This window comes from Kitasatospora sp. MMS16-BH015, assembly GCF_002943525.1.
Classification (GTDB): domain Bacteria; phylum Actinomycetota; class Actinomycetes; order Streptomycetales; family Streptomycetaceae; genus Kitasatospora.
Genome location: NZ_CP025394.1, coordinates 563710 through 588284, shown reverse-complemented (window position 1 = coordinate 588284; position 24575 = coordinate 563710). Strand labels below are relative to the sequence as shown.

Below are 24575 nucleotides of genomic sequence, written 5' to 3'. Positions count from 1 at the left end.
TTTCCTTGTTCTCGGTCTAGCCAGATGCCTCTCAGTGAGAGCTAATATGACAGTGTGACGACAAAAGGGCTCGGGGCGCCCGAGGGGGCGCTCGGCGGGGAACTGGCCGGGCTGCTGGTGGGGATCCAGCGGCTGGTGCGGCGCAGGCTGCGGGAGCGGCTGACCGAGCCGAGGCTGCGCGGTGCGCAGGTGGAGCTGCTGCGGTTGGTGATCGATACGCCGGGGCTGCGGGTGTCGGAGGCCGCGCGGGAGCTCTGCCTGGCGGGTAACTCGGTCTCCACCCTGGTCAACCAGCTGATCGGGCTCGGCCTGCTGCGCCGGGAGACCGACCCGGCGGACCGGCGGGCCGCCCTGCTGCACGCCACCCCCGAGGCGGTCGCCCGGCTCTCGGCCTGGCAGGCCCGCCGGACGGCGCTGGTCAACGAAGTGGTCGCCGGCCTGCCCGCCGAACAGCGGGCGACCCTGACCGCCGCGCTGCCGGCGCTGCGCGCAGTCGCCGAGGGCCTGCGAGAGGCGGGGGACTCGGGTTCGGATGGCTTGCTCCCGGGCGGCGCGTCCGTAGGAGGTTCGGCTCCGGGCGATTCGTTCCAGGGCAACGGGAGGGCGGGGTGAGTGCGGTGAGCGAGAGCGGCGGTACCGAGGCCGTGGTCTGCCACGGGCTGGAGTACACGTTCCAGCGGGGCCGGCGGAAGGAGGGCGGGACCCGGGCGGTGGACGGGGTCGACCTGACCGTGCACACGGGTGAGGTGTTCGGGCTGCTCGGGCCGAACGGGGCCGGGAAGACCACCACGATCCGGGCGATCACCACGCTGCTGCCGACGCCGGCCGGGATGGTGCGGGTGTTCGGGCACGACGCCGGGCGGGAGCGCACCGAGGTGCGGCGGCTGCTCGGCTACGTACCGCAGCAGCTCTCCGCCGACGGCGGGCTGACCGGGCGGGAGAACGTCGAACTCTTCGCCCGGGTCTTCGACGTGCCCCGCTCCGAGCGGGCGGCCCGGGTGGCCCAGGCGCTGGTGGCGGTGGACCTCACCGAGGCGGCCGACCGGATGGCCGCGACGTACTCGGGCGGCATGGTCCGGCGGTTGGAGCTGGCGCAGGCGCTGGTCAGCGCGCCCCGGCTGCTGGTGCTCGACGAGCCGACCATCGGGCTCGACCCGATCGCGCGGGCGGGGGTCTGGGAGCGGGTGGACGCGGTGCGGCGGGCGACCGGGATGACCGTCCTGGTCACCACGCACTACATGGACGAGGCCGACCGGCACTGCGACCGGATCGCCCTGATGGACCGGGGCCGGATCCGGGCCCTCGGCACGCCCGAGGAGCTCAAGGCCCAGGTGCGGGAGCAGGATCCCGCCCTGGCCGAGCCCACCCTGGACGACGTGTTCCGGCACTACTCGGGCCGCGGGCTGACCCGCGGCGAGAACGGCGAGGCCACAGAAGGAGGTTTCGGTGATGTCCGTCGTACCCGTCGTACCGCCGGCCGGGTCGGCTGAGCCGGCCGGTGCGGATCCTGCCGCCGAGCTCGGGCTGCTGCTGGTCCCGCCGAGGGCGCGGACCGGCTGGCGGGTGGTGCCCGCGCGGGTGGTCGCGATGTGCACGGTGGAGCTGCAGAAGCTGCGCCACGACCGCACCGAGCTGTACACCCGGGCGATCCAGCCCGCGCTCTGGCTGCTGATCTTCGGCGAGACCTTCACCCGCCTCAAGGCCATCCCGACCGGCGGCATCCCCTACCTCGACTACCTGGCGCCGGGGATCATCGCGCAGTCGGCGATGTTCATCTCGATCTTCTACGGCATCATGATCATCTGGGAGCGGGACTCCGGGGTGCTCACCAAACTCCTGGTGACCCCGACCCCGCGGGCCGCCCTGGTCACCGGCAAGGCGTTCGCCGCCGGGGTGAAGGCGGTGATCCAGGCCGCCGTGGTGGTCGTCCTGGCGGCGGTGCTCGGCGTCGGCATGACGGCCAACCCGCTGCGCCTGCTCGGCGTCGCCGCCGCCGTGGTGCTCGGCTCGGCCTTCTTCTCCTGCCTCTCGATGGCGATCGCCGGCGTGGTGCTCACCCGCGACCGGCTGATGGGCATCGGCCAGGCCATCACCATGCCGCTCTTCTTCGGCTCCAATGCCCTCTACCCCGTCCACCTGATGCCCGGCTGGCTCCAAGCCGTCAGCAAGGCCAACCCCCTCAGCTACCAGGTCGACGCCCTCCGCGGCCTCCTGATCGGCACCCCGTCCCACCTCCCCCTCGACTTCGCCGTCCTCGCCCTCGCCACCGCCGCCGGCATCACCGTCGCCTCCTCCCTGCTGGGACGCCTGGCCCGCTGACGCCCCGGCCCGCCGGGAGCGCGCTGACGAGTCAGGTCAGTCCCACCAGAAGTCCCAGCCGTGGCAGCCGATGAGCCGCCCCGCGTACGCGGCCACTGTGTGCGGGTGGTGGTTCTGCCAGATGTTGTCCGGGCAGAACGCGAAGTGTTCGGCGGCCACCAGGAGAGCCTCGGTTGCCGTGGTCGGCGGCGCGGCGACGCTCAGGTGGAGCGTCGCGGAGCCGACGCCCACGACCCGGGCGCCGAACCGCTCCTCCCAGTCGGCCACGACGGCGGCGAACTCGGCGGTGTCGTTGGCGTAGTTGACGGGCCCGTCCCAGCCGACGGCGGCGAGGGCGTGTGCTCCCGAGCCGGCCGCGACCAGGCCCAGCCGGGAGTGCGGTCGGCGAGCGAGGAAGTGGCGCGCGTAGTCGACGGCCGTGGCCATCGGGTCTGCGGTCGGCCGGAGGGCCGGGGCAGGCCCCGGCCACACCCGACCGAAGGGCGCGGTGACAGCCAGCCGGTCAGCCGGCGACAGCACGTCCTCCTCGTCGTCCACGCTGGTGTAGCTCCGCCACCACCTCCCGAGAAGCTCGGCGGCGTCGTGGGCCTCCGGAGACGACATCCGTTCAGGGAAGAGCTCGCCGGCGCCCCACGGCCTGAACTCGCCGTCGTGCGGGTCTCGGGAATCGAGGAGCAGCGGCCAGACGCCAGTGCGGCGGTGGTCGCCGTACAGCTGCGCCCAGAGTCCGGCCTTGGTCGGCCCGTCGGACATCCAGAGGGCTCGGACCTCTCCGTTGCCCTCGTCCGACCTGATCATCCGGCCAGCAGGGAGCGCGGCCCGGACGACCGACAGGAGCTCAGGGGTCATGAGCTGATGCTAGATCCGGCTGCTGACACCGAAGCCCCGATGGCCTACTCCGACTGCGGGAGACGCATGTCCCGCAAGGGGTCCCGGTGGAGCACTTCCACGTACATGATCCGCGTGTCCACGACGTCCAGGACGAGCATGCCTTGCGCTGGCGCCAGCAGCACGCACCGATGGTCCGGACCGTATGCCTTCCCAGCCGGATGCGGCGCTGTTTTGAAGCTCTGGCAGAAGTCGTCACCACAGCCGCACTCCGCGACCAGGCGGAGATCTGCTGCGAGGAGGGCCAGCTCCTCCTCACCCTCTTCCTGCAGAAGGCCGATCAACTCCTCGGCGAGGTCGGGGAAGACATGACGGACAAGGGGATGCTCCGGACCCATGGGGTAGCACACTACCCAACGCCCTTGCGTCCCCTGAACGGGTTTGCCTTGGCAGTGCGGTGGGCGTCCCGGCCAGCCCCCGCGCTCGTCACAAGGGGATCAGGACATCCTGGTGCGCGCCGTCGAGCACGAAGCCGTTGTCCAGCCGGACCCGTACCGTCACCTGGGCGCCGCGCTCCTGGTGGGCGGCCCACTCCGGTCGGAGTTCGGCGATCTGCGACTCCAGCCGCTCGCGGCTGGCCTCCGGCATGGTGTGGCCGTAGTCGGTCAACAACGCCGTGAGCCGCTGGTACTCGAGGGACTCCTCGCTCTCCGGCAGCTCCCCGTCGACCCGTTCGACGGTGCCCTCCAGGCCGGCCGCGAGCGAAAGGAACCCGACGGCCATCCCGTGCTCCCCGGCCACCGCCTCACCGAGCCCGAGGTCCTCGCCCAACCTGACGCGCCGGCCCTTCTCCAGGGTCATCCGTCCGCTACCTCTCGTCGCTTCCGTCCATGGGTGCCGCCGACCTGGTCGGTCCGCAGCCTGACCATTATCCGACGTCAAGTGGGGGTGGGAGAGCACCGGGCATCCGGGTGCTTCCGGTTCAGCGGACGACGGGGTACCGGCCGTCGCGCCAGTCGTTCACCCGCTTGCGGATCGCGGCCACCATCGGCAGGCCGTCGGTCTGCTCGGGCGTGAACCAGGCGGGCTCGAACGACTCGTCAGAGACGCGGAGCCGGCCGTCGACCGGGCGGGCGAGCAGGCAGATCGAGTACTCCTGCCGTACCTCGCCGTCGTCGTACGCGAAGACGTGCCCCGGGTTGGTGTAGGTGCCGACGAAGCCGATGATCTCCACCTCGATGCCGGTCTCCTCGTGGGTCTCCCGAATGCCGCAGTCGGCCAGGGACTCACCGATCTCGTGCTTCCCGCCCGGGAGAGCCCACATCCCGTTGTCGGCCCGCCGCTGCAACAGCACCCGCCCTTCAGCGTCGACCAACACCACGCTTGCGGCCGGCACCAGGCTGTTCGCCTTGGGGGCGTCCGGGTCGTCCTCGTAGTCACGCCTCGGCATGCTGTCCCTCCGGGACCGTCCAGACGTCACGGCTGGCAGTCCGGCTCAGCAGTCCGGCTCACGGCAGGTGCCGTCGAGCCGCAGCCCAAGTTGCAAGGTGCTCCTTGAGTAGCCCGGGCGGCAAGTCGGACATCAGCCGTTCGACGTGGGCGGTGAGGTTCTTGTGCCGGCGCAAGGCAACGATCTCCTCGATGGGCAGGTCCGGCCAGTCTCTCGCAGTCGATTCCGCCACGCTAGGGTCGAGCGAGAGCACGGTGAGTGTGTCCTCGGCCAGGGTCTCGGGGTTCCAGGCCGGATCGGTGTCGGGGCCGAGGTGCCCGATGACCCAAGTACGGAGAGCGAACTCTTGACCGTGCATGCGAGCTTGATCCCCCGGGTCGTCACCGTGGCCTCGCTCGTTCGCCGCCAGAGACAGCTTCGCCCAGGCCAGCCGGACCTCGCGAGGGGCCGTGGAGTGATAGACGTGGAACTGCGCCACCGTGCGGATCCGCTCCAGCTCGTGTCTGTCCTCGACGCCGGCCAGGTGGGCCTCAAGCTCCTCGAGGCTCAAAGTATGGAGGTCAGGACCGGGCAAGCTCATCTGTGTCTCCGCTCGATGTCCTTGTGCTGTGACCGGGAAGCCCCGACGTAGTTCCGGGTCGACGTCGAAGATCGTAGATGGACTGCCTGATGACCGTTGTCGATAGTGGAACGCGCCTCCGAGAGTGGTGGGTTCACTGCTGGACTGTGGTGGGCAGGGATTCTGGGGGCCGTTGCTCAACCGTTGGCTGCTGCGCACCGGGCCGCTCACTGCCGGCTACCCCGGCCGCTTGATCGAGACGGCGCTGCGCGGGCTCTGGCGCTGAGGCTCCGCGCGGGCGATGGGACGGTTGATCGGAAGGGTGGTCAGGCCGGCTGGACGAGGCGGCTCTCGTAGGCGAAGACGACGGCCTGGATTCGGTCGCGCAGGCCGAGCTTGTGGAGGATCCGCCCCAGATGGGACTTCACGGTCGTCTCCGCCAGGTACAGGGCGGCCGCGATCTCGGCGTTGGAGAGGCCGCAGCCGACCTGGGTGAGGACGTCGACCTCGCGGGTGCTGAGCCGGCTCAGCCGCTCGCGGTGGGCGGTCTCGGTGTCGCTGCTGCCGCCGGGGAGGTGCGGGCGGAAGTCCTCCAGTAGGCGGCGGGTGATGCGGGCTGAGACCACGGCGTCGCCGGCGGCCACGTGGCGGATGGCGGTGAGGAGCTCCTCCGGTCTGGTGTTCTTGAGGAGGAAGCCCGAGGCCCCGGCGCCGAGGGCGGCGAAGGCGTAATCGTCCAGGTCGAAGGTGGTGAGGATCAGCACCCGGCTCGACGGGGAGAGCCGGGTGATCCGGCGCGTCGCCTCGATGCCGTCGGTGCCTGGCATCCGCACGTCCATCAGGACGACGTCCGGGCGCAACTGGCCTGCGAGGCGGACGGCTTCGGCGCCGTCGGCGGCCTCGCCGACCGACGTCATGTCGGGTTGGGCCTCCAGGATGGTGCCGAAGGCCATCCGGAGCAGCGCCTCGTCGTCGGCGATCAGGACACGGATGGTCATGCGGGCACCGCCGCTCCGGCGCGGTCGAGACGGAGTCGGGTGTGGACTCCCCAGCCGCCACCCGGGATCGGACCGGCTCGCAGCGATCCGCCGTACGCGGCCGAGCGCTCGCGCATGCCGGGGATGCCCTGGCCGGGACGGCCGGCCTCGGCTCGGGGCGGGTGAGGATTGTCGTCGGTGACGTCCACGGTGACCGCGGCGGCTGAGCAGCTGATCCGGACCTTGGCGCGGGTGCCGGCGGGGGCGTGCTTCAGGGTGTTGGTCAAGGCCTCCTGCGCCAGGCGGTAGACGGTCAGCTGGGCGGTGGCCGGGACGTGGGCGTGGCTGCCGGTGAGTTCGAGGCTGGTGGGCAGCCCGGCGGCGCGCATCTGGTCGGCCAGCGCGGCGAGTTGGTCGAAGCCGGGGAGCGGGTGGAGTCTGGCGTCGGGCTCGTCGGTCCGCAGGATGCCGAGCGAGCGCCGCATGTCGGTGAGGGCCTGTCGGCCGGTCTCGGAACTGCGGAGCATCGCCGACGTGGCCTTGTCGGGTGCGCTGTGCTGCGTGTGGACGGCGGCGTCGGTGAGCGCGACCATGACCGACAGGTTGTGGGTGACGATGTCGTGCATCTCCCGGGCGATCCGGGTCCGCTCCTCGGCGACGGCGAGCCGGGCCTGCTGGTCCTGCTGTTGCTCCAGCTCGGTCGCCCGCTGCTCGAGCGTGGCGAGGTGGGCGCGCGTGGTCCGGGCATTCGCGCCCAGGGCGGCGGTGGCGATGATCATCGCGGTCAGCGCGACGAAGGGCGCCGCGAACCCGCCCTCCGGCGCCCAGCGCAGGCAGGCCAGCAGCGCCCCACCCTCCAGGGCGGTGGCGGCGACAAGCGTGCTGCGCCGGTCGGAGCAGCACGCCACCGCGTGCAGGGCGATCAGCAGGGCGCTGTCAGCCGCGAGCTGAATGTCTGTCAGCCATTGGACGAAGGCCGTGGCAGCCACCACGCTGAACACTGCACGAGGGGCGCGGTGCCGCCATGCCAGGGGGAGGACGAGGCCGACGGTGAGAGCAGCCGCGGTCGGGAGCTCGTAGGGTGCGTGGATGGTGGTGGCCTGGAGGAGCAGCAGGACCAGGAGCAGCACCGCCGGCAGGGCGGTGCGTGTGGCAGGTGACAGGCGGAGAGCGCGGCGCCGGATGGCCGAGGCCATGCGCTCGGCTCCGGCTGACCGCTCCAAGGCGCGCCAAGCCGACTGGTACGTGCTCGTCCTTTCCGCTGTCTCGTTCATCACCACGCCCCTGTCTCTGGAGTACTGACGCCACAGTAGGTCGGGGGAGCGTTGACGCACATCGGCCCGCCGATGGAACGTACGGTGTCCGGGTACGCCCGGAGGAGGAGATCGCGTACCTCCTGAGGTCGCAAAACGGCCGCTCGTCGGGCAGACAGGTTTACGACCGGGGTGGGATGCGGCGAGTGCCGGGGGACGATGTGGCGGCCCCTGCCCCGGCCTGAGCATGGCGGTGTGAACGAGATCATCACGGGACTGTCCATGTCCCCCACCAAGTTGCTCGCCGTCCTGAGTGCCGTCGTGCTGGTGCTGGCGCGCTGGCTGCCGCCGGGCGCCCGTCCGCGCGCCACGGTCGTGGCGGCGGCGGTCTTCGCGCTGTCCGTGATCCTACTGAGCCTGGCCGGGCTCCGTTGGCAGCTGCTGCCGGTGCTGGCGGGCGCAGTGGCGGCGCTGCCGTTCGCCCTCGCCCCGCTGCTGCGGACGCGCCGGCTCCGGCGCCAGCCCGGTCGGCCGGTCCGGCGGGCCCGGTGGTGGCTGGCCTTGCCCGGGTCGGCGGCCTGCCTCGGTCTGATAGCCGCCGGGCCGGTCGCGGCCTGGGCCTTCCCCGTGCCGGTGTTCCCGGTGCCGTCGGGCGCGTTCGCGGTCGGGACGCGGGTGGTGCAGTGGACGGACCCGCACCGCCCCGAGACCTTCACCCCAGACCCGAATGACCACCGCACGGTCGTGGTCCAGCTCTGGTACCCCGCGCGGAGGCCCGCGGCCCGCGCGCCACAGGGCCGGTACCTCGGACGCACCGAGCAGGAGGCGCGCACTGTCTCCGACGCGCTCGCCCACGGGGTCGGTCTGCCCGGTTTCCTGGTCGACGGTGTCGCGCGGGCCCACAGCCACGCGTACGTCGACGCCCCGGTGGCCGGCGGGGCGGAGCGGTATCCGGTCGTGCTGTTCTCGCCCGCTTCGGGCGGGGTCCGCACCCAGAACACCGCCTGGGCCGAGGAGTTGGCCAGCCATGGTTACGTGGTGGCGGCCCTCGACCACCCGTACGACTCGGCCGCCCTCGTACTCGAGGACGGCCGGACGATCCGTTCCGAGACCGCCTCCACCGGCGACCGAGACGCGGACGAGCGGCTCGCCGCCGACTGGACGGCCATCCGCGCCGCCGACCTCGGCTTCGTCCTCACCCAGCTGACCGGCCTCGACCAGGGCACGACTGCCGACCCGCTGACCAGGCGCCTGGACACCACCCGCGTCGCCGTGGCCGGCCACTCCATGGGCGGCGGCGCCGCTCTCCAAGCCGCCCGGCAGGACACCCGCTTCACCGCCGTCATCGACCTGGACGGCTTCCCCCACGGCCCCACCACCCCTGCTCTCCACCAACCGGTGCTCGCGCTCACCCAGGCCGTCACCCCGGCCACCGACCCGCGCTACCTCCCCCGCCTCACCGAGGCTCTCGCCCTCGACACCGCACCCACCTACCGGCTCACCGTCCCCGGCGCCGCCCACCTCACCTTCATGGACGGCCCTCTGTACCTCCCGCCGATACCCTCGATCGTCGGGACACTCGGCCGCACCGGCAGCCCGCACCTGGTCGCCGCGACCACGCTGGCCTTCCTGGACGCGACCCTGCGGCACACGCCGCCAGCCGATCCGGCCGGGGCGCTGTCGGCCTACGGCAGCCTCTCCGTTCACCAGCCGGGTGACGGCCTATGAACGGCCGCCCCGCGTCGAGCACGGCAGGGCCGGACCGATCTTCTCGACGACCACCTGCGGCGCGGTGACGCGGAGTTCGTGGCGGACTTCGGGGCCGTTCTGCTGAGGCGTTACGGTGCGGGTGGCGGCGAGCACCGGCTCCTGTTCGAGTTGCTCCTGTGGCGGCTTGCCACGACGCAGGGGCGCGAGCACGTCGGGCATGCTGTGCATCTGGGCCTGGCCGCGCTCGGATCCGGCCGCATGGCCGAACGCCGCGCGGCCGCCGTGCTGGCCGAGTACCAGTCGGCCCGGGATCTGGGGCCGGTGTTCGAGCTGGGGTCGGCCGATGCCGAGCTGAACGAGTTGCGGGCCTGCCTGATCGAGGAGCTGGCCCTGCGTGGCCGTAGGGCCGAGGATGCTCCCGAGGCCGTGGCGTGGGCGGCAGCTTCCCCGTTCTGGCAGGAACACCCGCTGTCCTGGCTGCCCTGGAGGCTGACGCCCATGGAGGGTCGGCCCACCCTCCCGCACTACTTCGCCGGCGGCTCAGCCGGCGGCCTGCAGTACACCCTCCCGGAGGGCGCCCGGCTGCCCGGTCGCGCCGCCGGCGACCTGCCGGTGGTCACCGGCAACCGGCTCGACTTCGCCCTCGAAGCCGCAGTCGAGCGCTGGGCGGGGCGCCACAACGGGCGGGTCGAGTCGAGTATCCACCTCACGGACGGGCCGGTCGGGCCCGACACTGTCCACCCAGTGCTGCTCTCCCTCGGGTTGGACTGCCTCGAAGGGCTGGCCACCTCCGAGCACCTCGCCGTCTTCACCACCACGCCCGCCGAGGCTTGGCGCGTACTGTTCACGGCGGCCTCCCTCGGCGGTGGCCACGATGACTACCGGTGGCGCGGCGCCTACGGCCGTCTCGCGGCCTGGCGGTCCATCGCAGCCTTGGTGGGCGTACCCGACGACGCGCGGCCGGGCGAGGTGGAGCAGCGGGCGGCGGCGTGCACCTGGTACGGCTTCAACGCCTCCACCGACTGGTTCAACTACGCCGACATGGACATCGGCCTCCTGGTGGTCTCACCCGACGGCCGCCGTCTCGCCGTCCTGGCCGCCACCGACTACGACGGTGGCTGAGCCGGGAAGGCGGCGGCGCACAGCGGGTGGTGGCTGGTGGCTGGTGGCCCGAGGTCGGCTGATCGAGCCGGCGCCGTGCCGGATCCGCGCTCGGGCAGGATGGGGGCGGGGAAGGTGGTCGGGAAGCAGGGGCGTCATCAGCCGATCGGCTCTGCTCAATCCCGAAGGGTTTCGCCTTGCGGGTCGTAGCAGAGGAGCCCGTGTTCGCGTGCCAATGCGGCGGCGTACTCGGAGACTTCCTCCGCCCGGCTGTGGGAGATCAGCAGATAGACGATCGGGCCCGAGGCCTCGCCCAGGACGGGCGGTGAGGCCCAGGGGCCGCCGGGAACATCGTCCGGATACCGCTCGACGAGTGCTTCGACATACGCCTCGATGCGGGGCGCCGGCTCCGCGAACACGTCCTCCGATTCGAGGTAACGCTCGTAGAGTTCGTCGAACACCGCGCCCGCGTCCTCGTCCTTCGGGCGTTCTCCATGCCATACGGCCAGGTCGTAGCTCATGGGCGGATGATCGCAGGTGTGGACCTTGCCGAGGTCACCGCCCTGCTCTCGGTGCGCGCTGCAGCCGTTGGCCGCTCGACCTCCTGGGTGAGATCGCCGGCGGTGTGCGGGTGTGGCAACCGGCGGGCCGGCCCAGTGCCAACGGGTGCTCAGTGGGTGGCGTTGCTGGCGGTGCCGACTAGTTGGAGGATCGTGTGGCCCCAGCTCGTGGCGGCGATCAGGACACCGAAGACGACAGCGGTCAGCACGGTGACCGTCTCATCGACGCGCGAGCGGGCCTCGGTCCGTCGGCGTAGCCGGATGACGATGATGATCGCGAGGAACGCGCTCGCGCTGACGAACTGCATGCCCACCCCTGGTCACGTACCGGAAACTCTCGGTGAGCATGCCAGAGGATCGAGGCGATGGAGGCAGAGATCGGGAACTCGGCCCGATCAGGGCAGGTTGTTCGGCCACGGACCAGCGTGATCCGGTCATTCCGCGCCGACCGGCGGCCCGTCTGTCCGAACCGTCGGTGTACCAGCGCCGCGCCTTCCTACGATCACGGACACATCGTGACGCGGAGGGGGCACCGTGGCCCGTAGGCCTGCACGACGGCGGGGGAGCACGACGGCCCGGCGGGCCCGGAGGAGCCGGGACAGCGCGATCCTGACCCTCGGTCCGGTGGTCCTCCTCCTCGTCCTGGCCGTCTCCGGGGTGGCCTGGCTCGCGCATCATCTCCTCCTGCTGGCAGGGCTGTTGGCGGTCGGGCTGGCCGTAACAGTCGGGCTGGTGCGCAGTCGGGTGCTGGCCGAACGGCGTGGGCTCGAGGCGGCCACGGCGCGGTTGCGGCACATCGGGGCGTTCCTGGTGATGAGCCCGAAGGAGTTCGAGCAGGCGCTGGCGGTGCTGTGTCGGCGGGACGGCTGCACGGAGGTGCGGGTCGTGGGCGGTGCCGGGGATCTGGCGGCCGACGTGCTGGCCACCACCCCGGCCGGGCAGCGGGTCCTGATCCAGGCCAAGCGGTACGGGCCGAGGACGTTCGTGGGCTCGAACGACGTCCAGAAGGTCAACGGGACGTTCCGGGACATCCACGGCTGCGACCTGGCGATGGTGGTGACGACCAGTTCGTTCACCAGACCGGCGGCGGAGTTCTGCGCGAAGGTCGGCATCCGGATGGTCGATCAGCGGGCGCTGGCACGGTGGGCGGAGGGGACGGGGCGCCCGCCCTGGAGCTGAGGCCGGTCGACCCCACCCCACGCGCGGGTGTGGGTCCCGCCCAGGACAGCTGACAGGGGTAGAGCCTGGACGGGAGACAGGGGGCCCGTCCGTACATCGCTGCAGCTCACCAGTAGGATCGCGCACCGGTTCGGCAGGTGGGAACGGGAGCGGAGGGCCACGTGGGGCTGATCGGTGATTGGCGCGAGCGCCGTGCTGCGCGGGCGGCCCTGGGGCACGCGGATCGGTTGTTCCGCCACGGTGACCAGCTGCGGCGGGACGAGCGCGAAGCTGAGGCCGAGGCCCCGCTGGCCGAGGCGGTGCGGATCCGGTCCGACCTGCTCGGCCCGGCGGCACCCGCCACCTCGGCCGCCCGCCTTGTACTGGCCCGGGTGCTGCGCAGGCTCCACCGCTATGCCGAGGCCGAGAGCGAGCTCCGCACCTTGCTCGCCGCCGCCGCGCCGCTGCCGGCCGGCTGGAAGACCGAGGGCCTCGCCCGCATGCTGCTCGGCGACGTGCTGCTGGCCACCCACCGTACTCAGCAGGCCATCAGTGAGATGGATGCCTTCCTGGACCTGGCCGAACGGCACCACTTCGGCAGGCTCCCCCTGCAGGTGCACAGCACTCGGGCCCTCGCGTACGGCCTGCTGGGGTGTGACACGGAGGCGGCCACGCAGTACGCCGAGCTGGCCGAGGCCTGGACGGCCGAGGGCGGCCCGGAGGCGGCGCAGGTCATGGAGGCCCGAGCCTCGTGGGCTCTGCACATGGTCCGTCTCGGCCACTACGAGGAGGCCGAGACGGAATGCCGGGAGCTGATCCGGGCCGCCATCGACCCGAACCAGGCCCTGGCCAACACCGACTGGTCCGCTTGGTGCACTCTCGCTCTCGCCCTGATCGGTCAGGGCCAGGCCGCGGAGGCCGAGGCGCTGCTCCGTGAGGTGGTGGCGGGTGCCGACCCCGCCGGCTCGGACCTGCGGCAGCTCACCCTCGTCAAGGCGCTGAACGCGCAACGGCGGTACGGCGAGGCGCTCTCCGCTGCCGAGACCGGCGAAGCCACCGTCGCGGCCGCACCACGGTCCCGCCGCGGGTATCGTTCGGCGCTCGGTCTCGAGCTGGGCACCGCCCAACTCGGCCTGGGCAGAGCCGACTCGGCCATCCTGGAAGTCGACCGGGCGCTGGCCGACTGCCATGCCGTGTTCGGGCAACGCCACCACCGCGCACTGGAGTTGGGCACCCTGCGCGGCCGTGTGCTTGCCGCCCAAGGCCACCGGGCCGAGGCCCGCGCCGAACTGACCACCAACGCGGCTGCCTGGCGCACCCACTTCGGCACGGATCACCCCCTGACCGCGGGGGCCGAGCAGGCACTCGGCGCCCTCGACCACCCCTGAGCCGAGCCCGATTCATGCCGGGTGCGGCCCTGCCGACCTCACAGAGGCCCTCACCCTGTTCCGCGCCTGGGAGACCGCTGCTTCCGGTGGCTCGGGAGCTCAGCAAGCCAGGGCGCCCGAGTGCGCCCGTGGCCCGTCGCACCTGCGCCTGAGCCCTCAGTCGTGGTCGTAGACCGTGACGGGCACGTGGCGTGCCGTCAGTCGGGCGGCCACGAGCGGTTCGATCCGGTCCCAGCGCCCGCCGGCCAGGCCGCAGCCGATGCGTGGCATGTGGACGGAGGCTCCCAGCACGAGGGCGTGCTCGGCGAGAGTCTGCAGGCCGCGGTCGATGGCTTCGTAGCGCACCGGAGCGCCGGCGGAGCGGCGGGTGCGGATGCCGCGCTGGCCGACCAGGTTCGCCACCCAGGTGTCCGGTGAGACCTGGACCAACTGCAGCGCGTCCAGGGCGAAGTCGTTCTGTGCCCGCTCCCGGTGCCACCGCCGGTACGCGGTCTCCGGCTCGGGCCAGCGCCGCGACAGCGCCAGCACGAAGTCCTTGCCCCAGCCGCCCAGGTCGTTGCGGATGTGCGCGGTGACCTTGGCGCCCTTGGCCTGAGGGGATGTGGCGTCGCCGCGCACGTACCGGATGGCGGTGGTGGTCTCCATGGCCGCCACGCTCGCGCCGCAGCCGTTCGGGTCGCTGCCGACCCGAACGGCTGACGCACAGTCTCAGCGACCGCGTTGCAGTTGGCAGGGGAGGCATCGCCGGCCGGGACGATGACCACATGTCGGCGGAATCGAACCCGCCGTCAGGTCTGCGGCCGGCCGCCTCAGCCGTCGAAGTTGGACCAGAAGATGCCGACGCCCGCGCCGGTCTCGTCGCGGCCGATCAGGATGCTGCTCGCCGTGTGGGCGAGGGTGGGGAAGACCAGGGCGTTCGCGCCGGTGGTCGGGTCGACGAGGACGTCGAGGACGGGGGTGCGGGAGCCGGTGGCGCATTGGGCGGCGAACTCGGCCAGAGCGTGCGTTTCGGGGCGGTCGGCGTGCGAGAAGTCGGGGGGTTGGTGGAGGGCTCCGCCGATGGCGCGGTTGGCCGGGGTGGAGGAGTAGAGGGTCGAGGCTTCCTCACTCAGGGCGTTGACGTCGTCGGAGGCCTCCTCCCAGCTCGCGGCGGCCAGGGCCGGTGGGGTGACGCCGGCGGCGACCAGGGCTACGGCCGTGACGACGGCGCCGCGGCTCTTGTATCAGTCCCGGTTGATGGTGAACGTGGGGATCGTGTTGGTGTTCGGGGCCTGTTACCTGCGGTTCTTGCGGAACGGGTGACGGGCGGTCAGGACCAGGGGAGGGTGGCTCGGGTGCGCCAGTAGGTTTCGGCGGGCTCGGACATGGGGGTGAGGGGGGTCAGGTCGGCGGGGGTGGGGGTGAGGGTGGCGGCGGTGAGGTTGGAGGTGAGTTGGGCCGGGGTGGCGGCGCCGGAGAGGACGAGGTCGGCCCAGGGGTGGGCGGCGGCTGCGGCGAGGGCGAGGGCGTCGCAGGTGGTGCCGGCCTCGGTGGCGGCGGTGCGGAGGGGGGCGGTGTCGGGGCCGGTGGCATTGCGGTCGGCCAGGCGGCCGTTGGCCATGGCTTCCTTGACCACGACCAGCCAGCCGGCCGCGTGGGCCTCGGCGAGGGCGGGGGCGGTGGAGGTCTCGAGCAGGTTCCAGGTGGACTGGACGGCGGAGAAGAGCGGCCGGCCGTCGACGGTGAGGGCGAGGGCCGCGCGGATCGCCTCGGCCTGGGCCGGTCCGCTGGTGGAGAGGCCGACCCGGACGCCCTCGGCGGCCAGGGCGGCGAGCCGCTCGTGCAGGGCCGGGTCGGTGAGCGCCGGGCTCTCCGGGGTGACCGAGTGCACCAGGTACACGTCCAGGTGGCGGCCGAGCAGGGCCCGGGTCTCGGTGATCTGACGGTCGAACACCGCGACCGAGTGCTCCTTGACCTCGTGCGCGGCCACGCCCGAGGTGCGCCAGTCGGCGGTGTAGGTGTAGCCCCACTTGCTGCCGACGGTGACCTTGGCCGCCGCCTCGGGCCGGGCCGCCAGCCAGCCGCCGAGGAACTCCTCGGCCCGCCCATAGGAGCGGGCCGAGTCGAAGTAGCGCACGCCGGCCGCGTACGCGGCGTCGAGCAGCTCGTGGGTGCGCTCGCGCAGGGCGTCCACCGTGCGCTCGGCCGGGAGGTCGGCCGCGCGGCCGAGGGTGATGTACCCCGGCCGTCCGACGGCGGCCGTGCCCAGGCCGAAGCGAGCGACGGAGGAGGAGGAAAATGAAGAGGAGGGGGAATGGGGGAGTGCGGTGGGCACGGGGGGACGTCCTCAGGGGGCGAAGGAGAGCCCCGCTGCGGCCGCGCCACGGCTGAGCACCACCGAGCGGATGTGGGCCAGGGCCCGAGCGTAGTCGGTGCGGTCCGGGTGCAGACGGGCCGCCTCGGCGAGGTCGAGCACGCGGTACGGCGGGCCGAGGTCGGTGAGCTGGGCGATCGCCTCGGCCTTGGTGACCTGCCAGCGGCGGCCCGGCGCGGCCGGGGGCGAGAAGGTGAAGCGGGCGATCGAGCTCCAGTTGCCGCGCGGGTCCTCGGCTCCCGTGTAGTCGAACATGTGCCCGGCGAGCTGGTCGCCCATCCCGTAGACCGTCCAGGTGCCGTTGACCTTCTCGTACGCCTGCGGGATGTGCGCGTGGGTGCCCAGGATCAGGTCGATCACGGGCGCGTCGGCCGGCTGCCCGGCCGTCAGCTGCTTGGTGAGGGCCAGTTGCTGCTCGTTCGGCTCGTCCTGCCACTCGGTGCCCCAGTGCAGGCTGACCAGCACGAGGTCGGCCCCGGCGGCGCGGGCCGCCTTGGCGTCGGCGAGGATCCGGTCGCCGTCGATCAGGTTGACCGCCCAGGGCTGACCGGCCGGCAGCGGGAAGTCGTTGGTGCCGTAGGTGTAGGCGAGGTGGGCCACGGTGGCGCCGTGCACGTGGAGCAGGGCCGGGGCGGCGGCCTCCTCGGCGGTGCGGGCCGAGCCGGTGTGGCGCAGGCCGGCCGCGTCCAGGGCGTCCAGGGTGCGGCGGATGCCGGCCGCGCCGTCGTCGAGGGTGTGGTTGGAGGCGGTGTCGCAGGCCGCGTACCCGGTCTCCTTGAGCGCGCGGGCCACCTGCGGGGGCGATTTGAAGGTGGGCCAGCCGGTGAACGGGCCGCCGTCCGGGCCGTAGACCGTCTCCATGTGACAGATCGCCAGGTCGGCGCCCTGCACCACGGGCTTGATCCCGGCGAACATCCTGGTGAAGTCGTAGCCGGCGCCCCCCGCGTCCTCGGCGGCCTGCTGGATGATCTCCTTGTGCGGCAGCACGTCCCCCGAGGCGACCAGGGTGAAGGGGCGCGGCCCGGCGGCGGAGGAGGCCGCCGGACTGGGCGTCGGCGCGGGGGCCGGGGCGGGGGAGGCCGTGCAGGCCGTGGCGGTGGTGAGCAGCGCGGCGGTGACCGCCAGGGCCGGCAGACGCATCGTCGGATCACCTTGCAGTCGGAAGGGCTGACCGGATCCGTCGAGTCTGCGGCCGGCGTGGCGGATGGGGCGGCAAGCGGAGGCGTGGCGTCCGGCGGTCCACCCGGAGGGCGCAGCCGGGACGGGCGAAATCCCAGGCCAGCGGGGGCGCGGGGGGATGTTCGTGCGCAGAACCGGACAATCGGACCGGGCCGGGGATATTGCGTTGTCGGGCTGTCGCGGGGGTCCGATAGCCTGCCGCTGCCGGCCGGGTGAATCAGGCACCGGTACGGCTGTCGGAAGGATATTCGTGTCGAACCTCTCGTTCCTGGGGCCGGTGCTGATCGCCGGCTTCCTGGCCGCGCGCGCCGTCGGCAAGCGCGGCACGGGCTCCGGGCGCTCGGCGTCCGGGGTCAAGCCGGTGCCGCTCGGCCACAACCACGACGACCCGGAGCTGACCAAGCTGCGCGGGGCCGTGACGGGCAAGGACTGGGAGGCCGTGGCGGCGATCCTGCAGCCCTGCCGGGACCGGGGCGACCACAGCCGGCTGAACTGGCTGATCGGCTCCGTGGACGGGCTCGGCGGCGACTTCCTGCTGGAGATCGGCGGCAGCCGGCCCAAGGACGCGCTGGCCCGGACGGTCTGCGGGGCCCGGCACGTGGGCTGGGCCTGGGAGGCGCGGAGCGGGGCGCGGGCCTCGCAGGTCAGCCGGGAGCAGTTCGAGCTGTTCCACCAGCGCCTCGCCCTGGCCGAGGAGCACCTGTACGCCGCCGCCGAGCTGGACCCGGACGCGGCCGCGCCCTGGTACTTCCTGACCACCGTCTCGCGCGGCCTGGAGCACGGGCCCGAGGTGACCCGCCGCCGGTTCGAGGCAGGGCGGCGCCGCTCGCCCGGCGACCTCAACCTGCACCTGGCGATGCTCCAGCAGGTCTGCGCCAAGTGGAGCGGTTCGCACGAGGAGATGCACGCCTTCGCCCGCGAAGCGCGGGCCCAGGCCGCGCCCGGCAGCAGCCTCGGCGCGCTGAGCGCCCACGCGCACCTCGAGCAGTGGCTCGACCTGACCAACGGTGAGGACGCCGCCTACATCACCCAGCCCGAGGTGATCCTCGACCTGCGCAAGGCCGCGGCCGAGTCCGTGCTGCACCCCGAGTACGCCCCCACCGAGTCGCCCTACCCCGCGCTCAACGCCTTCGCGATGGCGTTCTGGCTCGCGGACGACAAGGTGAGCGCCCGGCAGCTGTTCGAGTTGATCGGCGACCGCCCGACGGCCTCGCCCTGGCAGCTCTACGGAGACCCGGGCCGGGTCTTCGCCACCGCCCGTCAGCAGTGCAAGAAGGCGAAGTAGGAGCCAGACCAGTGACCACCAACCAGCCGGGCCACACCTTCCAGGTCGACCTCCGCGGCCTCGTCGACCTGCTCTCCCACCACCTCTACTCCTCGCCCCGGGTCTACCTGCGCGAGCTGATGCAGAACGCGGTGGACGCGATCACCGCGCGCCGCGCGCTCGACCCCGAGGCCCCCGCCCGGATCACCATCCGCACCGGGGTCGGCGGCGGCATCACCGTGCAGGACTCCGGGGTCGGCCTGACCGAGGCCGACGTGCACACCTTCCTGGCCACCATCGGCCGCTCCTCCAAGCGCACCGCCGACGGCGACCTCGACCTGGCCGAGGCCCGGGCCGACTTCATCGGCCAGTTCGGCATCGGCCTGCTGGCCTGCTTCGTGGTGGCCGACGAGATCCTGGTGGTCTCGCGCAGCGCCAAGACGCCCGGTGCCCCCGCCGTCGAGTGGCGCGGGCGCAGCGACGGCACGTACGCCATCCGCACCCTGCCCGCCGGCACCGTCACCGAGCCCGGCACCACCGTGACGCTCACCCCTCGGGCCGATGGCAGCCAGTGGCTTGAGCCCGGCACCGTGCTCCAACTGGCCCGCCACTTCGGGTCCTTGCTCCGCTACGAGGTGGCGGTGGTGGACCGGCACGGCGAGGCGACCCGGGTGAACGACACCCCGCCGGTCTGGGAGCGGGCGTACCGCTCGCCGCTGGCCCGCCGGGAGGCGCTGGCCGCCTACGGCAAGGCCACCTTCGACTTCACCCCGCTGGACACCATCGACCTGGACATCCCGCTGGTCGGCCTCAAGGGCGTGGCCTTCGTGCTGCCCACGCCCGCCCACCCGACCAAGCGGTCCGGCCACCGGGTGCACCTCAAGGGCATGCTGCTCTCCGACCAGGCCACCGAACTCCTCCCCGACTGGGCCTTCTTCGCGGCCTGCGTGGTGGACACCACCGGCCTGCGGCCCACCGCCTCGCGCGAGGCGCTGTACGCCGACGAGACGCTGGCCGCCGTCCGGGACGCGATCGGCGAGCGGATCCGGCAGTGGCTGACCGGCCTGGCCGCCAGCGACCTGGCGCTGCTGCGCCGGTTCCTGGACGTGCACCACCTGGCCGTCAAGGCGCTGGCCCGCTACGACGACGAGCTGCTCGCGCTGCTGCTGCCCTGGCTGCCGTTCGAGACCACCGACGGCACCGTCAGCCTGGACGAGTTCTGCCGCAGCCACCCGGTGGTGCTGGTCACCCAGACCGTGGAGGAGTTCCGCCAGGTCTCCTCGATCGCGGCCGCCGCCGGCCTCGGCGTGATCAACGGCGGGTACGTCTACGACCGCGAACTCGTGCACCGGCTCCCGCAGGTGCGCCCCGGCACCACCGTGACCGACCTCGACCCGGAGACCGTCACCGCCCACCTGGACAGCGTGGACCCGGGCACCGAGCTGGCCGCCGCGCCGTTCCTGGCCCGGGCCCGCGCGGTGGCCGACCGGCTCGGCGCCGACGTGGCGCTGCGCTCCTTCCAGCCGGTCGGCGTGCCCGCGATGCTGGTGGACAACCGGGAGGCCCGACACGACCGCCGCCGCGCCGAACTCTCCGCCGGGGCGGACGACTTGTGGGCCGGCATCCTCAACTCGCTGAGCTCCTCGGCCCCGCGCGCCCAGCTCATCCTCAACCACCTCAACCCGCTGATCCGCCGGCTGGCGGAGCTGGCCGGCACGGCCGACCCGCAGCTGACCGAGACGGCCGTCGAGGCGCTCTACGGCCAGGCCCTGCTGCTCTCCCGCCGCCCGCTGCGACCCTCCGACCACGCCCTGCTGAACCGCTCGTTCCTGGGCCTGCTCGACTTCGCCACCCAGGCCGCCGGCGCGCCGGCGGCCGACAACGGCACCAAGGACCCCCGATGACCGAGACCACCCCCGCCACCCGGGACGAGTTCTACGCCGCCCTGCGGGCGAACCGGGAGCGCCCCGAGGGGCGCGCCACCGCCGCGATCGCGGAGGAACTCGTCGACGCCGCCGAGAGCTTCGGCGACCCCGAGGTCACCGTCTCCGCCCTGGTCGAGTTGATGCGCTGCTACCACGGCAGCGGCGAGGCGGTGAAGTACCCCGTCGCCTTCGCCCGGCTGCTCCAGCTCTGGGACGAGGACCGCAGCTGGTTCGACGAGTACGAGACGCACCGGCTTTTCTGGTACTTCAAGTGGGTCACCGCCGGCCTGCTCGCCACCCCGGACGTGCCGCTGGCCGCCGTGCGCGGCTGGATCGCCGAGATGCGCCGCCGGTACGAGGAGGCCGGCCACGACCTCCAGCCGGTGTACGCCCAGGAGTTCGAACTGGCCCGGGAGTTGGGCGAGAACGAGCAGCTCGCGTACGAGCTCTGGGCCACTCGGGCCCGCACCCAGCTGAGCGACTGCCGGGCCTGCGAACCGCGCGGCCGGGCCGCCCACCACTTCCGGCACGGCGAGGACGAGCGCGGGCTGGCCGAGCTGCGGCTCTTCGAGGAGGGCGGCTGCGAGGAGGAGCCGCACAGCAGCCAGGCACTGGCCCTGCTGCCGCTGCTGCGCCTGGGCCGGTACGAGGAGGCCCGCGCCGCGCACCTGGCCGGCTACCGCAAGGTGCGCGGCAAGGAATCCGCCCTCACCGCTATCGGCCGCCACCTGGAGTTCTGCGCGCTGACCGGCAACGAGGCCCGCGGCCTCGAACTGCTGGCCCAGAACCGGGCCTCCTTCGAGTTCACCGCCGCCCCGAGCAACCGGCTCGCCTTCCTCACCGGCGTGGAGCTGCTGCTCGCCCGCCTGGTGGAGACCGGCCACGGCGAGCTGCCCTGCGCGGGCCCGCTCGGCACCGAGTGGACGGTGGCTGCGCTGCGCTCCGAAGTCGCCGCACAGGCCGACCAGTTGGCCGGTCGGTTCGACGCGCGCAACGGGAACGAGGCGGTCTCCGACCGACGCCGGAAGCGGCTGGCCGTGCGGCCGCTGGTGGCCCAGCTCAACCTGGGGGTGCAGATCTCGGCGCCGGTGGGGCCGGCCCCTGCGGTGGAGGCTGCTCCGGCACCGCCGGTCGAGCTGCCGGCGGAGTTCGGCGAACTCGTGGCCGAGGCAAGGGCCTTGGACCAGATCGGGCACCCCCGGGCCAAGGTGCTCTGGGCCGCGATCATCGAGCGGGCCGGGCAGGACGACGCGGCGGCGGTGGACGAACGGCTGCGCGGCGACATCGCGTTGGAGTTGTCGCACCGGGCCTCCGAGCGCCACGACTGGGAGACGGTGGCCGAGCAGTTGGCGGAGGCGGTGGCCGCCTACACGGCCGCCGGCCTGCCCGCGCGGGCGATCGCTGCTCAGGCGCGGGCGGCGTGGTGCAGCGCGGTCCGGCCGGACGCGGGGACGGGCGCCGACGCGGGATCCGACGAGGGATCCGACGAGGGCGCGGGTGCGGGCGCCGACGAGGGTGCGGCTTCGCGTGAGGCCGTGGCGGCGGAGGCGGTCTGGCCGGTGTTGGAGGAGTTGCTCGGGCGGATCGACAAGCTGGTGGCGGAGGCCCCCGGTGACGGGGGCGCGGCGGACGCGGACGCCGACGCGGACCAGGCGCCGCGTCGGCGCCTCGTGGTGCGGCAGTGCCGGGTCTTCATCGCGCGGCACGTGATGTTCCACGCCGAATCGCCCGAGCAGCACGCCCGGTGGAGCGGGGTGTTCGTGGCCGAGGCCGAGGCGCTGATCGCCGAGGGCCTGGCCGGGGGCATCTGGGCGCAGCCGGCCGTGGCCCACGAGGTGCTCGCGGAGTACCGGGCCGGGCACGGTGACGGGGCGGTGGCCGAGGCCGACGCCCGCCGCGCCGTGGAGATCTTCGAGCAGCAGGGCTGGTCCTGGCGCCTGCCGAGGGCCCGGATGCTGCTCGCGCTCGCGATCAGCGGCCAGGGCCGGTCGGAGGAGGCGATGGCCGAGCTGGAGCGCGGCCTGGCCGAGGCCACGCCCGAGGCCCCCGCTGACGAGCTGACCGGCCTGCACCGGATGCTCGGCGGCCTGGCCCACCGGGCCGGCCGCTACCGGACGGCCGTCCGCGCCTACTCCGAGGCGGCGGCCCGCCTCGACCGCGAGGGCCGGCCCGAGGAGGCCCGGGAGGTCCGACTCCAGCTGGCCCGCGCGTTCTCCGCCCAGGGCTCGCCCGCGGACGGGGTGGCGATCCTGGAATCCCTGGTCGACGGCGTCACCGCTGCCCGGCCGGGCCTGCTTGCGGAGCGCGGGGCGGTCGGGCCTGCGGCGACCGGGCGTGCGGCGGCCGGGCCTGCGGCGACTGAGGGTGACGAGGACGCCGCCGCTGCGGCCGAGCGCCGTGCGGCCGGAACCGGTGAGGGCGGAACCAGTGAGGGCGGGGCCGTCTCCGATGCCGAGGAGTTGACCGCGCAGATCCGGCTGGAGCTGGCCAATGCGCTGCTCTCGGTGGGCGAACCCCGGGAGGCCGCCGCGCAGTTCCTGCTGCTCGCGGACGCGGTGAGCGGTTGGCCGGCGAAGGAGCCGCTCACCTCGGCGGCCGCCGGCGCCGCCCGGGCACTCGCGCTGGCCGGGAGTTGGGACGGTGCGCGGGCCGCGCTGGGGCGGGCGCTGGAGTCCCACCGGGAGGCTCCGCTGGTCGCCGAACTCACGGAGACGCTGCGCACCATGGCGCTCGAAGCGGCCGACCGCCGGGGCGGCGAGGCCGCCGAGGAGGCGCTCGGGTACCTGGACCAGGCCGACCGGCTGCGGGAGGAGTACCCGGAGGCGGCGCGGGAGCAGTTCCGCAGCGTCGAGGTGGACCGGGCCCAGTGCCTCTACGCCCGGGGGCGGGTGCACGGCATCACCGAGCGGTTCGAGGAGGCGCTGGCCGCGTTCGAGGAGTCGGTGGCCGTCTACGACGCGGCGGGCTTCGCCGACCGCCCGGCCCGCTTCGAGGCGGTCCGGCTGGCCGCGCTGGTCGAGGGTCGCAAGCTGGACCGCCGCGAGGCGGCCCGCGTCCGCCTCGACCGTGCCGCCGCCGAGGCGGACACGGCCGGCCTGCCGGAGGCGGCGCACACCCTGCGGGCCCTGCGGGGCAGCCTGGGCTGAGCGGGTGGCGGGCGGACGGGAGGAGCCGGGGCGCGGCTCCTCCCGTCCGGCCGGTGCCTCCGCCCGGCACCGAGGCACCGAGGCACCGAGGCACCGAGGCACCGAGGCACCGAGGTACCGAGTGCCTGGGCCCCTAGGCGCCGACCGGCGGGCGAGGCGGCCGGCGGGTGGGCGAGGCGGGTGCGAGGACCGGTCGGCGACGAGGGCCCGGTGGGGTGCCCGGGCCGGGGCTGTTGACCTTGACCCTTGGGGAAGGCCCAGCATCGGTGGGGCCGGGCACCGTGCCCGGTGACGAGGAGGATGGGCGTGGAGCTGCTGACGATCGGGGCGTTCGCCCGGGTGACGCGGCTGTCGCCGAAGGCGCTCCGGCTGTACGACGAGCTCGGGCTGCTCCGGCCCGCCGAGGTGGATCCCGTCACCGGTTACCGGCGGTACGCGCCGGGGCAGGTGGAGCGGGCCAGGCTGGTGGCCTGGCTGCGCCGGCTCGGGATGCCGCTGGCGCGGATCCGGCTGGTGTTGGAGCTCGAGCCCATCCGTGCGGCCGGTGAAGTGGCCGGCTACTGGCAGCAGGTGGTGGCCGAGACCGCCGCCCGGCAGGACCTGGCCGCCTTCCTCGTGGACCACCTCTCCGGGAAGGACCCCACCATGACCGAGACCACCGACCTGCGGATCCGCTACGCCGCGCGCTCCGACGCCGGGCTGGTCCGCGAACGCAACGACGACACGGCCTACGCCGACGCCCGGCTGATCGCCGTGGCGGACGGCATGGGCGCCGAGGGCGGTGGCGACCGCGCCGGCGCGGTGGCGATCGAGGCGCTGAAGCGGTTGGCGGACGGGCTGCCCGCCGGTGATCTGCTCAATGCGCTGGCGGAGGCCGTCACCCGGGCCGACGCCCAGGTGCGCAGCCTCGCCGAGGCCGAGCCGGGGCTGCCCGGACTCGGCACCACCCTGACGGCGATGCTCTGGACGGGCTCGCAGCTGGCTCTGGTGCACATCGGCGACACCCGGGCCTATCTGCTGCGCGCGGGTGAGCTGTACCAGATCACCCACGACCACACCCTGGTGCAGTCGATGGTGGACGACGGACGGCTGACCCTGGCGGAGGCCGCCTCGCACCCGCAGCGCGCGCTGCTGATCCGCGCCCTCACCGGCTCGGGCGAGCACCGGCCCGACCTCTCGCTGCACACCGCCCGGGTGGGCGACCGCTATCTGCTCTGCTCCGACGGGCTGACCACCGTGGTGCCCGCCGACCGTCTGCACACCGTGCTCAGCACCACCCCCGACCCCGACCAGGTGGTCCAGCAACTGGTCGAGCTGGCCAACCGGGCCGGCGGGCCCGACAACATCGCCTGCGCGGTCGCGGACGTGATCGAGCCGCAGGACTGACGCCGACCGAAGGAGAGAC

24 protein-coding genes are annotated in these 24575 nt (G+C 73.3%); 11 read left to right on the top strand and 13 right to left on the bottom strand.

Annotated features, from left to right (window positions below; all coding sequences use genetic code 11):
* The first annotated feature begins 54 nt into the window (after window positions 1-54).
* The 3 genes from CFP65_RS02625 to CFP65_RS02615 are packed head-to-tail and all read left to right on the top strand — an operon-like array spanning window position 55 to window position 2319.
* Entirely contained in the window at window positions 55-612 is a 558-nt protein-coding gene (locus tag CFP65_RS02625) for a MarR family winged helix-turn-helix transcriptional regulator (protein ID WP_174805496.1), read from the top strand.
* Window positions 609-1490: an ATP-binding cassette domain-containing protein gene (locus CFP65_RS02620; RefSeq protein WP_104814556.1), complete on the top strand. Its 882-nt coding sequence runs from the start codon at window positions 609-611 to the stop codon at window positions 1488-1490. Before CFP65_RS02625 ends, CFP65_RS02620 begins: the two co-directional genes overlap by 4 nt.
* Window positions 1450-2319 (top strand): ABC transporter permease, encoded by an 870-nt coding sequence (locus tag CFP65_RS02615; protein WP_104814555.1) that lies wholly within the window; start codon window positions 1450-1452, stop codon window positions 2317-2319. Before CFP65_RS02620 ends, CFP65_RS02615 begins: the two co-directional genes overlap by 41 nt.
* A gap of 36 nt (window positions 2320-2355) precedes the next feature.
* Here CFP65_RS02615 and CFP65_RS02610 read toward each other — a convergent pair whose 3' ends face one another.
* The 7 genes from CFP65_RS02610 to CFP65_RS02580 all read right to left on the bottom strand — a co-directional run bounded on the left by CFP65_RS02610 (window position 2356) and on the right by CFP65_RS02580 (window position 7329).
* Window positions 2356-3168: a DUF4253 domain-containing protein gene (locus CFP65_RS02610; RefSeq protein WP_104814554.1), complete on the bottom strand. Its 813-nt coding sequence runs from the start codon at window positions 3166-3168 to the stop codon at window positions 2356-2358.
* A 44-nt stretch (window positions 3169-3212) separates the two neighbouring features.
* On the bottom strand, window positions 3213-3545 hold the full coding sequence (locus tag CFP65_RS02605; protein WP_217368130.1) for a hypothetical protein: 333 nt from the start codon (window positions 3543-3545) through the stop codon (window positions 3213-3215).
* An 88-nt stretch (window positions 3546-3633) separates the two neighbouring features.
* Window positions 3634-4008, bottom strand: coding sequence for a hypothetical protein (locus CFP65_RS02600; protein ID WP_104814553.1), 375 nt, complete (start codon window positions 4006-4008; stop codon window positions 3634-3636).
* Window positions 4009-4129: 121 nt separating this feature from the next.
* Complete coding sequence (locus CFP65_RS02595) at window positions 4130-4597, bottom strand: NUDIX hydrolase (RefSeq protein ID WP_104814552.1); 468 nt, start codon at window positions 4595-4597, stop codon at window positions 4130-4132.
* Window positions 4598-4655: 58 nt separating this feature from the next.
* Window positions 4656-5147: a hypothetical protein gene (locus tag CFP65_RS02590; protein ID WP_254552185.1), complete on the bottom strand. Its 492-nt coding sequence runs from the start codon at window positions 5145-5147 to the stop codon at window positions 4656-4658.
* A gap of 335 nt (window positions 5148-5482) precedes the next feature.
* Window positions 5483-6154, bottom strand: coding sequence for a response regulator transcription factor (locus CFP65_RS02585; RefSeq protein ID WP_104814550.1), 672 nt, complete (start codon window positions 6152-6154; stop codon window positions 5483-5485).
* Window positions 6151-7329, bottom strand: a complete 1179-nt coding sequence (locus CFP65_RS02580) for a sensor histidine kinase (RefSeq protein ID WP_104814549.1) — start codon at window positions 7327-7329, stop codon at window positions 6151-6153. The genes CFP65_RS02585 and CFP65_RS02580 overlap by 4 nt, the downstream gene beginning before the upstream one ends.
* A 312-nt stretch (window positions 7330-7641) precedes the next feature.
* Between CFP65_RS02580 and CFP65_RS02575 the strand changes: the two genes are divergently transcribed.
* Window positions 7642-9114, top strand: coding sequence for an alpha/beta hydrolase family protein (locus CFP65_RS02575; RefSeq protein WP_371682346.1), 1473 nt, complete (start codon window positions 7642-7644; stop codon window positions 9112-9114).
* On the opposite strand, the gene CFP65_RS02570 is transcribed toward CFP65_RS02575, so the two are convergent.
* Window positions 9109-9315, bottom strand: a complete 207-nt coding sequence (locus tag CFP65_RS02570; RefSeq protein ID WP_158701992.1) for a hypothetical protein — start codon at window positions 9313-9315, stop codon at window positions 9109-9111. The genes CFP65_RS02575 and CFP65_RS02570 overlap by 6 nt on opposite strands.
* Between CFP65_RS02570 and CFP65_RS02565 the strand changes: the two genes are divergently transcribed.
* A complete protein-coding gene (locus tag CFP65_RS02565) occupies window positions 9217-10218 on the top strand; it encodes a DUF6183 family protein (RefSeq protein WP_254552808.1) in 1002 nt (333 codons plus the stop codon). The two genes, CFP65_RS02570 and CFP65_RS02565, sit on opposite strands and share 99 nt — an antisense overlap.
* A gap of 155 nt (window positions 10219-10373) precedes the next feature.
* Here CFP65_RS02565 and CFP65_RS02560 read toward each other — a convergent pair whose 3' ends face one another.
* Both CFP65_RS02560 and CFP65_RS02555 read right to left on the bottom strand, forming a co-directional pair.
* Window positions 10374-10718 (bottom strand): hypothetical protein, encoded by a 345-nt coding sequence (locus CFP65_RS02560; RefSeq protein ID WP_104814545.1) that lies wholly within the window; start codon window positions 10716-10718, stop codon window positions 10374-10376.
* Window positions 10719-10867: 149 nt separating this feature from the next.
* Entirely contained in the window at window positions 10868-11065 is a 198-nt protein-coding gene (locus CFP65_RS02555) for a hypothetical protein (RefSeq protein WP_104820599.1), read from the bottom strand.
* A gap of 316 nt (window positions 11066-11381) precedes the next feature.
* Between CFP65_RS02555 and CFP65_RS02550 the strand changes: the two genes are divergently transcribed.
* Window positions 11382-11936, top strand: a complete 555-nt coding sequence (locus CFP65_RS02550) for a restriction endonuclease (protein WP_254552184.1) — start codon at window positions 11382-11384, stop codon at window positions 11934-11936.
* 161 nt (window positions 11937-12097) lie between these two features.
* Window positions 12098-13303 (top strand): tetratricopeptide repeat protein, encoded by a 1206-nt coding sequence (locus CFP65_RS02545; RefSeq protein WP_158701991.1) that lies wholly within the window; start codon window positions 12098-12100, stop codon window positions 13301-13303.
* A 156-nt stretch (window positions 13304-13459) separates the two neighbouring features.
* Here the strand turns inward: CFP65_RS02545 and CFP65_RS02540 are convergent, their stop codons facing one another.
* From CFP65_RS02540 to CFP65_RS02520, 3 genes are all read right to left on the bottom strand, one after another.
* Window positions 13460-13948, bottom strand: coding sequence for a macro domain-containing protein (locus tag CFP65_RS02540; protein ID WP_104814543.1), 489 nt, complete (start codon window positions 13946-13948; stop codon window positions 13460-13462).
* Window positions 13949-14612: 664 nt separating this feature from the next.
* Window positions 14613-15617, bottom strand: coding sequence for an aldo/keto reductase (locus CFP65_RS02525; protein WP_104814540.1), 1005 nt, complete (start codon window positions 15615-15617; stop codon window positions 14613-14615).
* Between the two features lie 12 nt (window positions 15618-15629).
* On the bottom strand, window positions 15630-16796 hold the full coding sequence (locus tag CFP65_RS02520) for a CapA family protein (protein ID WP_104814539.1): 1167 nt from the start codon (window positions 16794-16796) through the stop codon (window positions 15630-15632).
* A 289-nt stretch (window positions 16797-17085) separates the two neighbouring features.
* On the opposite strand from CFP65_RS02520, the gene CFP65_RS02515 reads away from it, so the two are divergent.
* The 4 genes from CFP65_RS02515 (at window position 17086) to CFP65_RS02500 (ending at window position 24556) form a co-directional block, all read left to right on the top strand.
* Entirely contained in the window at window positions 17086-18120 is a 1035-nt protein-coding gene (locus tag CFP65_RS02515; RefSeq protein ID WP_104814538.1) for a hypothetical protein, read from the top strand.
* A gap of 11 nt (window positions 18121-18131) precedes the next feature.
* A complete protein-coding gene (locus tag CFP65_RS02510; protein ID WP_104814537.1) occupies window positions 18132-20003 on the top strand; it encodes an HSP90 family protein in 1872 nt (623 codons plus the stop codon).
* On the top strand, window positions 20000-23170 hold the full coding sequence (locus tag CFP65_RS02505) for a hypothetical protein (protein ID WP_104814536.1): 3171 nt from the start codon (window positions 20000-20002) through the stop codon (window positions 23168-23170). Before CFP65_RS02510 ends, CFP65_RS02505 begins: the two co-directional genes overlap by 4 nt.
* Before the next feature lie 306 nt (window positions 23171-23476).
* Window positions 23477-24556, top strand: coding sequence for a MerR family transcriptional regulator (locus tag CFP65_RS02500; protein ID WP_217368129.1), 1080 nt, complete (start codon window positions 23477-23479; stop codon window positions 24554-24556).
* The last annotated feature ends 19 nt before the right edge of the window (window positions 24557-24575 follow it).

What these genes read in the sequence shown, in the direction of transcription:
- CFP65_RS02615 (WP_104814555.1), top strand. Translation starts at nt 1,450, where the DNA reads ATGTCCGTCGTACCCGTCGTACCGCCGGCCGGGTCGGCTGAGCCGGCC.
- CFP65_RS02610 (WP_104814554.1), bottom strand. Translation starts at nt 3,168, where the DNA reads ATGACCCCTGAGCTCCTGTCGGTCGTCCGGGCCGCGCTCCCTGCTGGC.
- CFP65_RS02605 (WP_217368130.1), bottom strand. Translation starts at nt 3,545, where the DNA reads ATGGGTCCGGAGCATCCCCTTGTCCGTCATGTCTTCCCCGACCTCGCC.
- CFP65_RS02600 (WP_104814553.1), bottom strand. Translation starts at nt 4,008, where the DNA reads ATGACCCTGGAGAAGGGCCGGCGCGTCAGGTTGGGCGAGGACCTCGGG.
- CFP65_RS02595 (WP_104814552.1), bottom strand. Translation starts at nt 4,597, where the DNA reads ATGCCGAGGCGTGACTACGAGGACGACCCGGACGCCCCCAAGGCGAAC.
- CFP65_RS02585 (WP_104814550.1), bottom strand. Translation starts at nt 6,154, where the DNA reads ATGACCATCCGTGTCCTGATCGCCGACGACGAGGCGCTGCTCCGGATG.
- CFP65_RS02580 (WP_104814549.1), bottom strand. Translation starts at nt 7,329, where the DNA reads ATGGCCTCGGCCATCCGGCGCCGCGCTCTCCGCCTGTCACCTGCCACA.
- CFP65_RS02570 (WP_158701992.1), bottom strand. Translation starts at nt 9,315, where the DNA reads ATGCCCGACGTGCTCGCGCCCCTGCGTCGTGGCAAGCCGCCACAGGAG.
- CFP65_RS02560 (WP_104814545.1), bottom strand. Translation starts at nt 10,718, where the DNA reads ATGAGCTACGACCTGGCCGTATGGCATGGAGAACGCCCGAAGGACGAG.
- CFP65_RS02555 (WP_104820599.1), bottom strand. Translation starts at nt 11,065, where the DNA reads ATGCAGTTCGTCAGCGCGAGCGCGTTCCTCGCGATCATCATCGTCATC.
- CFP65_RS02540 (WP_104814543.1), bottom strand. Translation starts at nt 13,948, where the DNA reads ATGGAGACCACCACCGCCATCCGGTACGTGCGCGGCGACGCCACATCC.
- CFP65_RS02520 (WP_104814539.1), bottom strand. Translation starts at nt 16,796, where the DNA reads ATGCGTCTGCCGGCCCTGGCGGTCACCGCCGCGCTGCTCACCACCGCC.
- CFP65_RS02505 (WP_104814536.1), top strand. Translation starts at nt 20,000, where the DNA reads ATGACCGAGACCACCCCCGCCACCCGGGACGAGTTCTACGCCGCCCTG.